The sequence below is a fragment of the Mycobacterium sp. 1423905.2 genome, from assembly GCF_001673155.1.
Taxonomy (GTDB): Bacteria; Actinomycetota; Actinomycetes; order Mycobacteriales; family Mycobacteriaceae; genus Mycobacterium.
This window is the reverse complement of record NZ_LZLE01000056.1, coordinates 1-9,120: the sequence shown is the minus strand read 5'-3', so window position 1 is coordinate 9,120 and position 9,120 is coordinate 1. Positions and strand designations below refer to the sequence as shown.

Below are 9,120 nucleotides of genomic sequence, written 5' to 3'. Positions count from 1 at the left end.
CGGTGTCGTCGTCGAACTGACGCGGGCATTGCCTCGAAGCGTTGACGCGGCCGTAACAGAATTGCCATCGAACCTTCCTACGGTGGGTCGGTCCACCGTTGCGATAGGAATTTAATTGAGCGCAAATGCGGTTCGCCTTCAGGCAATCACCAACGTCGAGGCATACCTCCCACCAGCTATCAGCTTTGTACCAGGAGAGACGCCCGGTGAGATATTCGCCGCGAACGTCTTCACCAAGGCCGAGATGCAGGCACGTCTGCCCAAGTCGGTGTACAAGTCGGTCGTGGCGACCATCGAGAAGGGCGCCAAGCTGGACCCGGCTGTTGCCGACACTGTCGCAGTGGCGATGAAGGATTGGGCGCTGGAGAAGGGGGCGACCCACTACGCCCACGTGTTCTACCCGATGACCGGCCTGACCGCGGAAAAGCACGACAGCTTCCTCGAGCCCATCTCGGACGGTCAGACGCTGGCCGAGTTCGCCGGGAAGACTCTCATCCAAGGCGAGCCGGACGCCTCCAGCTTTCCTTCTGGGGGGCTGCGCAGCACCTTCGAGGCTCGCGGCTACACAGGCTGGGATGTCACCAGTCCGGCTTACATCTTGGAGAATCCGAACGGCAACACGTTATGCATCCCAACGGTTTTCGTTTCGATGACCGGCGAAGCGCTGGACTACAAGACGCCGCTGTTGCGCAGCCAGCAAGCGATGGGCATCCACGCCGAGCGGATCCTGCGGTTGTTCGGCCACAAAGACCTCAACAAGGTGGTGTCCTTCTGCGGTCCTGAGCAGGAGTACTTTCTGGTCGACCGGCACTTCTTTCTGGCGCGACCGGATCTGATCAATGCCGGCCGCACGCTTTTCGGCGCCAAGCCGCCCAAAGGACAGGAGTTCGACGATCACTACTTCGGCGCGGTGCCCGAGCGTGTCCTGGGCTTCATGATGGACACCGAGCGCGAGTTGTTCAAACTTGGCATCCCGGCAAAAACTCGGCACAACGAGGTGGCGCCCGGCCAATTCGAGGTGGCGCCGATGTTCGAACGAGCCAACATCGCGTCAGACCACCAACAGCTCTTGATGACAGTGTTCAAGACGCTCGCCAAGAAGCATGGCATGGAATGCCTTTTCCACGAGAAGCCATTCGCGGGGGTGAACGGATCCGGCAAACACGTCAACTTTTCAGTGGGCAATTCCGAGCTGGGCTCGCTGCTGGTACCGGGAGACACCCCGCACGAGAACGCGCAATTCCTGGTGTTCTGCGCGGCGGTCATCCGGGCCGTGCACAAATTCGCTGGACTGCTTCGGGTGTCGGTCGCTTCGGCTACCAACGACCACCGGTTGGGCGCCAATGAGGCACCGCCGGCGATCATCTCAATCTTCCTCGGCGAGCAGCTTGCCGATGTGTTCGAGCAGATCGCCAAAGGGGCGGCCACCTCGTCGAAGGGCAAGGGCACGATGATCATCGGCGTCGACACGTTGCCCCCGCTGCCGACCGACGCCGGCGATCGCAACCGCACCAGTCCCTTTGCGTTCACTGGCAATAGATTCGAGTTCCGGGCTCCGGGCGCCGGACAGACGGTCGCTGTGCCGATGATCGTGCTCAATACCATCATGGCCGACTCGTTCGACCACATGGCCACGATCCTCGAGCAGGCGGTGGCCGACGGCCACGACTTCGACGAGGCGGTTCAGACCCTGCTGACCGACGTCATCACCGAACACGGGGCAGTCGTGTTCAACGGCGACGGCTACGCCGAGAACTGGCAGATCGAGGCGGCCGAGCGCGGCCTTCCGAACCTGAAGACCACGCTGGACGCGATACCGGAGTTGATCAAACCGGAGTCGGTGGAGCTGTTCGAGAAGTACGGGGTCTTCAACGAACGCGAGTTGCACAGCCGCTACGAGGTCCGCCTCGAACAGTACGCGTTGACCATCGCGGTGGAGGCGAAGTTGGCGTTGGAATTGGGCATGACGGTGATATTGCCGGCCGCGATCCGCTATCAGACGGAGCTGGCCCAGAATGTCACGACCATGAAGGCCGCCGGTCTTGAGCCGAATCTGGCTGCACTGCAAGCAGTGTCGGCCCCGCTCGCCGTTCTCACCGAGGCGCTGGAGGCGCTGAAGTCAGCGTTGGGCGAAGCCGGTGCAGATTCGGCACTCGAGGCAGCGCAGCACGCTCAGGAGCGCCTGCTGCCGGCGATGGAAACGGTGCGCACCGCGGCGGACGGGCTGGAAAGCGTTGTCGCCGACGACCTGTGGCCGCTGCCCACTTACCAAGAGATGCTTTACATCCTCTGACAGACGTCGTCGGGCGTGGGGCCCTCCGCAACAAGCGGAACTTGGTGATTCGATGCCCCACGCCCGACGACCCCCACGCCGCGGGATCACTCGACGTCGCCGTATTCGTCGAACCAATGCGCCAGCTTGCCGCGCCGGCTCACCGCGCGCAGGCGCGATTCGGCCGCGGCGCGCGTCTTGCTGGTCGTGACGATCAGCAACTCGTCACCGGTCGCTATCCGAGTGTCGGGCTCCGGCACGAAGGTATGGCCGTCACGGATGATCAACGTGATCACCGCCGGGTCGGGCAGGCGCAGCTCTAGAATGGTCACGTTGTGCAGCCGCGACAACGGCTGCACCGTCATGGTCAGCAACTCCGCATCGAGCACGTCCAGAGGCGCGGCTTCCACTTGGATCTCGCGGGTCGCCTCACTGGAGATCAACCGCAATCGGCGCGCAATGGGTCGCAGGCTGGGGCCCTGCACCAGGGTGAACACCACCACCAGCACGAACACGATATTGAGCAGCCGGAAACTGTCGCGGACTCCGGCCACGACCGGAAACGTCGCCAACACGATCGGGACAGCGCCGCGCAGACCGGCCCAGGAGAGAAAGACTTGATCGCGCCACGGGACATGGAAGCCGACCAGCGCTCCCATGACCGAAAGCGGCCGCGCGATCAGCAGCAAGACCAGTCCGATGACCACCGCGGGAACCACGTCGTGTCTTAGTTCGCTCGGGTCGACCAACAACCCCAGCAACACAAACAACCCTATCTGCGCCAACCAGCCCAGACCCTCTGCGAAGGAACGGGTGGCCGACCGGTGGTGCATGCCGGAGTTACCCAAAACCACCGCGGCCAGATACGCGGCGATGAAGCCGCTAGCGTGCACGCTGCCGGCCGCGGCGAACGCGACAATGCCCAGCCCAAACGTCGCGATGGGGTACAGCCCCGAGGCCGGCAAGGCGACGTGGCGCAACGCGACGCTGCCCAGGTAGCCGACGGCCAGCCCAATCGCCGACCCGCCCAGCAGCTCGTAGACCAGGTTCAGTGCCGCGTGACGCGGTTCGAAAACGAACGGCACGGCGCTGAAGATGAGCACGAGAATCACCGCCGGCGCATCATTGAAGCCGGATTCGGCCTCGAGCAGGCCGGCCAGCCGGCGCGGCAACGGCAGCACCCGCAACACCGAGAACACCGCTGCCGCATCGGTGGAGGAGACAATCGCGCCCAACAGCAGCGCCAGCTGCCAGTCGATATGCAGCAGCAAATGCGCACCGACGGCGGTGACCGCGGTGCTGATGCCCACCCCAACGGTCGCCAACGCCGACGCAGGCGCCAGCACATCGCGGATGTCGGAGAACCGCGTGGTCAATCCGCCCTCGACCAGGATGACGGCCAACGCGGCCGTGCCCACGTTCCGGGCCAGCTCCACGTCGTCGAACTGCAGACCGAGTCCGTCCTCGCCGACCACGACCCCGACGAGCAGGAAGAACAGCAGGCTGGGGAACCCGACACGGGTCGCCACCCGGGTACCGACGATGCTGGCCAGCAGCACCAGGCCGCCGAGCAACAGCGTCAGATACAACTGGTCCAAGCTCATGCGTTCCCGTTCGATCCGAAGCAGCGGTCGTCGACGGCGCGCCCCGTGCGAGGAGCGCCGGATCGACAATGAGGTGCTGCCAGTAAATCAGCATCGGGCAGCCCGGTGCGCGTCGTGCGACGTCGCCTGGCCGCGCCGGATGACCCGAAATGGGACATGATGACTAGGTGACGAGGCGGAAAGTGCGGATCGGGATCGCCGGCGCCGGCAAAGTCGGCCGGTCCGTCGCCCAGGAGTTACTCGATTATGGCCACAAGGTCCTGTTGATCGAACGCAACCGCAGCAATTTCGAGCCACACACGGTGCCCGACGCGGATTGGCTCAACGCCGACGCATGCGAATTGTCAGCCCTGCAAGAGGCAGGAGCCCACACCTGCGACGTAATGATCGCCGCGACCGGTGATGACAAGGCGAACTTGGTGGTGGGCCTGCTGGCCAAGGTCGAATTCGGAGTGCCGCGGGTGGTGGCCAGGATCAACGACATCGGCAACGAGTGGCTGTTCACCAGGGCGTGGGGGATCGACGTGGCCGTCTCCACCCCCGGCGCGATGGTCGCCGGGATCGAAGGCGCCATCGACGTGGGCCACCTGGTCCGGCTGATGGGCTTGCGGGAGGGCCAAGCCGCTCTGACCAAACTGACCCTGCCCGAAGACAATTCACTCGTGGGTCAACGGGTGGGCGCGCTGGACTTACCGGGTAACACCGCATTGGTCACCGTGGTGCGCGGTGACAAAGTCGTCGTCCCGCAGTCCGACGACGTGCTGCAACCGGGCGACGAGATGTTGTTCGTGGCCGACAGCGCCCTCGAGGGCTCTTTCGGAGCGGCGGTCCATACCGCTGATCTAGACCTTCCACCCGCCCGGGCCAGACGCGACGCCTGACCGCCGACCTTGGCACGGTAATCGACCAGCCGGCGTCAGGGCACTAAAATCTCCAAGTCATGGCGATCCGACGCGCCGTTCTGCTGATCGCGGACATCGGCGGATACACCCACTACATGAGTTGGAACCGGCTGCACCTGGCCCACGCGCAGCAAGCGGTGGCCGGACTGCTCGAGGCCGTCATCGACGCGGGCAAGGGCCTCAAGCTGGCGAAGCTGGAAGGCGACGCCGCGTTCTTCTGGGCGCCCAACGGAGATGCCCGCACGGTCTGTGAACGGCTCCCGGCGATGCGGCAAGCATTCCTCGCACGCAAGCAGCGGTTCCAGAAGGACGCGTTGTGTGACTGCGCGAGCTGCGCACAGCTGGGCAGGCTGTCACTGAAATTCGTTGCGCACGTGGGAGACGTGGCCGAGCAGAAGGTCAAGCGCCGCATTGAGCTCGCCGGCCTCGACGTCATCCTGGTCCATCGCATGCTAAAGAACTCGGTGCCGATCCCGGAATACGTCTTGATGACCGACGTCGTGGCCGAATGCCTCGAAGAGTCGATGCGTCAGTTGTCCAAGCCGCTCGTCCATCATTTCGAGGGCATCGGCGAAACCTCGACCTTCTATCTCGACCTCGCGACCACCGCCAGCGTGCCGGCGGTGCCGCCGCGCAGCACCTTGGGCCGGTTGTCCACCAAGCTCAACCTGGAAATGAAGACGTTGCCGTTCGTGGTGGGCATCCGGAAGCCGGCTGTCGGCTTCCGCAACCTGGGCCGTGCCGCCAAGCTGCCGGCGTGAGTGGTTCGGCACGGCTACCATCGCTGCGATGTCCGTCGCGTTGCTCAAAGAAATGTTCGACCGGATGGTCGTCGCCAAGAACGCTGACCTGGTTGAGCGTTACTACGACCCCGACTTCGTGATGCACTCCGACGGGCTGACGCAGGACTTCGCCGAATTCCACGACAGTCACCGCGCGGTGTACGCCACCGCCATCACCTACGCCGTCGAGTACGACGAGCAGGCGTGGGTGCAAGCCGCCGACAAGGTGGCCGGCCGAGTATGGATCACCACGTCCCGCCCCGGGGAAGATTCGACCCGAATCGAGGTGGTGCTGATCGTGGCCTACCGCGACGGCAAGATTCATCGAGTGTGGGAGACGACGTGGCCGAGCTGGCGCGGCGTTGCCGCATTGGAATGCTACTGAGCGTCAACGTATTCGGCGCAGCAGTTCCGAAGCCGCGTGCTGGCCGCTGCGCAGCGCGCCGTGCACGGTGGCGGGATTGTCCACGCCGACGGCTTCACCGGCGAAGTAGAGCCGGTCACCGATGGGTTCCTGCAACCGGAGTCGGTCGTCCAGGCCCGAACCGGGCGCGTGGAACGAGTACGATCCCAGCGCGTACGGGTCTACCGTCCAGTTCGAGTTGAGCACCCCGACCGGCGCATTGGTTTCGCCGAACAACTGCCGGGCGGTGGGCAGGGCGCCGGTGATCAACTCGACTGCTGACATCGCCTCCACGGTTCTGCCGAAACGACCGGCGTTGAACGCCAACATGATCGGCCCCGCTCCCACCGGCAAGCTGAACCACTGCGCCCATTCCTGACTATTGCCGAGATAGTGGTAGAACGCGTCGTCCTGGTCCCAGGTTCGCCGGTCGAAGCGGAAGTACGTCTTGGACAGCACACCAAAACCCAAGGCGTGCAATGCGTGCCGATGCCCCTCAGGTAGCGGAGGATCGAACCGGATGGCATCGGACTTCAGCACACCCAGCGGAACGGTGACAATGGCGGCGGACCCGTCGAACGAGCGGCCACCCGCGCTGACGGTGACCGAATTCGCCCGCCGCACAACGGCGGTCACCGCGGTGTTGAAGACAATGTCGAGCCCGTGGGTGAGTAACCGGGGCAGCGCGTTGTAACCGTCGGACAGGACGGCTTGGTCACCGCGGGTGTAGGTGCCTGCGTCGAACGTCGTGGCCGAAAGCTGGTCGGCGTCGGCGGCGTATTCTTCTTCGATCTGTGTGTGCACGTAGAAGTCGAGTTGTGCCTGTTCCCGGTCGGTCAGTTCCTCCCGCTTGGCTGCGGCGTCGATCGCGGCGGCCAGACTTCCGCCCTCGACCTCGTCTCGGGCCGCCTTGACGAACGTGCGCCATTTCTGCTGGTCGTAGTGCATGGGCTGCAAGTGCGGGTCGACCACGAGGCGGGCCGACTTGTCATACTCGGTGGAAACGAGCCCGATGCCTGCCGTCTTCGCCAGATCGGTCAGCGGATTGTTCGTCACGCCGTGCACCCACGACGCACCCATCTCCAGCGGTACGCCCCAATCTCGCCGGGTGTCGATCCGACCGCCAATCCTGTTGCGGGCCTCGAGCAGCCGTACCGGCCGGCCCGCATCGGCCAGGCGTCGGGCGGCGGCGAGGCCGGCCATGCCGGCGCCGACGACCAACACCGGTTCGGCGTTCGGTGCTGGCGGCTTCGGTGGGTCCGCGCAACCGGCGATCTCCGCGCCGACGAAGCTCGCGGTGGCCGCGAACAGACCCCGACGAGACAGGCCGGACACGCCTGTCAGGGTCTCACAAGAATCGGGCCGACCAGGACTTTTGGTACTTATTTGGCGCATGTTGAGGAATGACGGTTTGAACATGCCGTGCGCGGGTAAACTCGCGGAAACCTGGAGGCGGCAATGGAGCCGCTTGGATGGGGGGAGCGGCGATGAGTGCTCGGAAGTCCACCCGCGGCAGAGTTGTTTGCCCGCCTCCTGAGGTGTTGCCACCCAGCCGTAGCCTGACCGTCCGCGCGGCCGACGGGACCCCGCTGCACGCAGAGGTTTTCGGTCCGCCCGACGGTTATCCCATTGTTTTGACCCACGGCTTCGTCTGCGCCATTCGCGCGTGGGCGTATCAGATCGCCGAGCTGTCCACCGACTACCGCGTGATTGCGTTCGACCATCGCGGTCATGGACGCAGCGGCAGTCCGCGCCGGGGTGGTTACACCCTCAAAGCCCTTGCTTCCGACCTCGATTGCGTCCTGGATGCCACCTTGGCGCCGCACGAACGTGCGGTGATCGCCGGGCACTCCATGGGCGGCATGACCATCGCCGCATGGTCGCAACGGTATCGCCACAAGGTGGCGCGCCGCGCCGACGCCGTCGCGCTGATCAACACCACCACCGGCGACCTGCTCGCGAAGCTGAAGCTGCTGTCCGTCCCGCCAGGTCTTTCGGCGGCTCGGGTGCTGGCCGGACGCGGCCTGATCAACGTCGTGGGCGGCTTCCCGCTGCCCGGCGCGGTCAAGCTTCCCACGCAGTATCTGGTGGCGATGATGGCAGTTGGCGGCGACGCCGACCGCAGCGTCGGCAAGCTCGTCTACGAGCTTTTCGCTCAGACCTCACCTGGCGGCCGCGGCGGCTGCGCGCGAATGTTGGTGGGGGAAGTGGGATCTCGGCATCTGAACCTAGAGGGTCTGACCGTGCCCACGTTGGTGATCGGCAGTCGCCGCGACCGGCTGACCCCGATCAGTCAAGCGCGTCACATAGCCAAGACCGCGCCGAACGTTGTCGGTCTCGTCGAGTTGCCCGGCGGGCACTGCTCGATGCTGGAACAGCCCGACGAGGTCAACCGTCAACTACGGGGGCTGCTCGAATCCGTCACCGCGCCGGTCCAGCGGATCTCATAATTTCGCCGACACCTCGGCCGCCGCGCGCTGGCCCGATCGGACCGCGCCGTCGAAGTATCCGGTCCACTCATCCGCTGTTTCCGTGCCGGCCCAGTGGATGGGCCCGACTGGCTCTCTCAGATACCTACCGTATTTCGTCCACGACCCTGGCGGTACCGCGGCGGTAGGACCGCCGGGTGCGAATTCCTCTGTGCCCCAACGGTGGTCGGCATAGTCAAGCGGATCGAGGGCCTCGTCGCCGAACACCGAGGCCAAGCAGCGCACCGTCTCGCGGCGGCGTTGATCGGGGGTCAGTGAGTCGAAGGTACGGGCGTCGACGAACCCCAGCAGGATCCCCGGCCCGTCGTCATCCGGGCTCACGTCGAAGGTGATGAACACCGGGCCCCGGTCCAGCAATGCCTGCCCGGAGAATCCCTTGGTGCGCCAGAACGGCTTCTCGTAAGCCGCGTAGGCCTTGCTGAGGCTGCCCTGCGGCCAGTTCCGGGACAATTCCTGGTACTCGGGCGGGAGTGGGGGATTGAACTCGATGGCGCTGCGGTGCGCGGGCGGGATCGCGACGATGACGAACCCGGCTTCGGCGTGGCCCTGGCTTGAGGTGACGGTCACGCCCGCCCCGTGACGCTCGATGCAGCGCACCGGCGCATCGAGGACCACTCGATCACCGAGCTCGGCCGCGGCCAGTTCGGCGATTTGCTGAGTGCCGCCGG

At 65.1% G+C, this 9,120-nt stretch carries 8 protein-coding genes; 5 read left to right on the top strand and 3 right to left on the bottom strand.

Annotated features, from left to right (window positions below):
* Positions 1–115: 115 nt before the first annotated feature.
* Complete coding sequence (locus A9W95_RS03460) at positions 116–2,293, top strand: glutamine synthetase III (RefSeq protein ID WP_067409237.1); 2,178 nt, start codon at positions 116–118, stop codon at positions 2,291–2,293.
* 86 nt (positions 2,294–2,379) lie between these two features.
* Here A9W95_RS03460 and A9W95_RS03455 read toward each other — a convergent pair whose 3' ends face one another.
* Complete coding sequence (locus A9W95_RS03455; RefSeq protein WP_067409236.1) at positions 2,380–3,876, bottom strand: potassium/proton antiporter; 1,497 nt, start codon at positions 3,874–3,876, stop codon at positions 2,380–2,382.
* A 182-nt stretch (positions 3,877–4,058) separates the two neighbouring features.
* Here A9W95_RS03455 and A9W95_RS03450 point away from each other — a divergent pair, with 182 nt between their 5' ends.
* Genes A9W95_RS03450 through A9W95_RS03440 form a run of 3 tightly spaced genes read left to right on the top strand, consistent with a single transcriptional unit; the run spans position 4,059 to position 5,945 of the window.
* On the top strand, positions 4,059–4,757 hold the full coding sequence (locus tag A9W95_RS03450) for a TrkA family potassium uptake protein (protein WP_067409235.1): 699 nt from the start codon (positions 4,059–4,061) through the stop codon (positions 4,755–4,757).
* 59 nt (positions 4,758–4,816) lie between these two features.
* Positions 4,817–5,539, top strand: a complete 723-nt coding sequence (locus A9W95_RS03445; RefSeq protein WP_067409234.1) for a DUF2652 domain-containing protein — start codon at positions 4,817–4,819, stop codon at positions 5,537–5,539.
* Positions 5,540–5,567: 28 nt separating this feature from the next.
* Positions 5,568–5,945 carry a nuclear transport factor 2 family protein gene (locus tag A9W95_RS03440; RefSeq protein WP_067409233.1) on the top strand — a complete coding sequence of 126 codons (378 nt, stop codon included), beginning with the start codon at positions 5,568–5,570 and terminating at the stop codon, positions 5,943–5,945.
* Between the two features lie 3 nt (positions 5,946–5,948).
* Here A9W95_RS03440 and A9W95_RS03435 read toward each other — a convergent pair whose 3' ends face one another.
* Positions 5,949–7,298 carry an FAD-dependent oxidoreductase gene (locus A9W95_RS03435; protein ID WP_253851544.1) on the bottom strand — a complete coding sequence of 450 codons (1,350 nt, stop codon included), beginning with the start codon at positions 7,296–7,298 and terminating at the stop codon, positions 5,949–5,951.
* Positions 7,299–7,450: 152 nt separating this feature from the next.
* On the opposite strand from A9W95_RS03435, the gene A9W95_RS03430 reads away from it, so the two are divergent.
* On the top strand, positions 7,451–8,413 hold the full coding sequence (locus A9W95_RS03430) for an alpha/beta fold hydrolase (RefSeq protein ID WP_067409232.1): 963 nt from the start codon (positions 7,451–7,453) through the stop codon (positions 8,411–8,413).
* Here the strand turns inward: A9W95_RS03430 and A9W95_RS03425 are convergent.
* Positions 8,408–9,120 (bottom strand): FAD-dependent oxidoreductase (locus tag A9W95_RS03425; protein WP_172826543.1); only part of this gene is annotated, 713 nt, incomplete at its 5' end. The genes A9W95_RS03430 and A9W95_RS03425 overlap by 6 nt on opposite strands.

What these genes read in the sequence shown, in the direction of transcription:
- A9W95_RS03440 (WP_067409233.1), top strand. Translation starts at nt 5,568, where the DNA reads ATGTCCGTCGCGTTGCTCAAAGAAATGTTCGACCGGATGGTCGTCGCC.
- A9W95_RS03455 (WP_067409236.1), bottom strand. Translation starts at nt 3,876, where the DNA reads ATGAGCTTGGACCAGTTGTATCTGACGCTGTTGCTCGGCGGCCTGGTG.
- A9W95_RS03445 (WP_067409234.1), top strand. Translation starts at nt 4,817, where the DNA reads ATGGCGATCCGACGCGCCGTTCTGCTGATCGCGGACATCGGCGGATAC.
- A9W95_RS03430 (WP_067409232.1), top strand. Translation starts at nt 7,451, where the DNA reads ATGAGTGCTCGGAAGTCCACCCGCGGCAGAGTTGTTTGCCCGCCTCCT.